This is a genomic window from Acinetobacter entericus, assembly GCF_026168575.1.
Lineage (GTDB): Bacteria > Pseudomonadota > Gammaproteobacteria > Pseudomonadales > Moraxellaceae > Acinetobacter > Acinetobacter bouvetii.
Genome location: NZ_JAPEQW010000120.1, coordinates 1 through 697 on the forward strand (window position 1 = coordinate 1; position 697 = coordinate 697).

General features: G+C 43.6%; 2 protein-coding genes. Both read right to left on the bottom strand.

Annotation, left to right across the window (positions count from 1 at the left end; translation table 11 throughout):
* The coding region (locus OKC24_RS19830) for a DUF1064 domain-containing protein (RefSeq protein ID WP_265466306.1) at positions 1-252 on the bottom strand (252 nt) is incomplete at its 3' end.
* Positions 230-619, bottom strand: coding sequence for a hypothetical protein (locus OKC24_RS19835; RefSeq protein WP_265466307.1), 390 nt, complete (start codon positions 617-619; stop codon positions 230-232). The genes OKC24_RS19830 and OKC24_RS19835, both read right to left, overlap by 23 nt.
* Positions 620-697 lie beyond the last annotated feature (78 nt).

Sequence of the window (697 nt, forward strand, 5' to 3'; positions counted from 1 at the left end):
AGGTTTTGCCCTTTTTTCTCCCTCTAACTTCACTTTGGGTGCCAAGACAAATTTGACCTGACACTTAAGCTCTGTAATTTCACCCCGCTGCATTTGCGCTGTAAGCTCGATATAGCGCTTGCACTCCTTGACGCTATCGAACTTCATTCCATCCTTTTCAATGCGCTGTGCGTTGTATTTGCTGCGCCCAGACTTGGTTTTAGTCTTGGGTGCATATTGAGCGTGATATTCAGCGAGTGAGATGCTTGACACTGTCTTCTCGCTTTAGCTCAATTGTTTTGAGTAATGCTGATTTTTCAGTTTGCAGTTTTGAGGCCTTGCGCTCTGCATTGTTTGCGTGTTCTAGCAACCAGTTATGACGTTCTTTCCAATTTTTATCTGCTTGCGCTTGAGCTTTTTTCTCAGCCTTTCTCCGCGCCAACCGAACCTTTGGATGCCACCCAAATTCACTGTTGTCGCAATACCCACGCATAAACTCGACAAATTTGCTGTCACCACGCATTTTGCAGATTTTTAAAAGGCCTAATTCAAGAACAACTATTGGTGAACGTCTTGGATCGCCAAACTCCCAACGACGCTTTAAACCAAAACCACATAATCTAAATTCAATTGTGATCATGCTCACCTCGTTCCAAATCTACTAAGCCAAACCTGAATTGCTCTGCCAACTCAGTGCATATAGCCAAAGCAATACTTA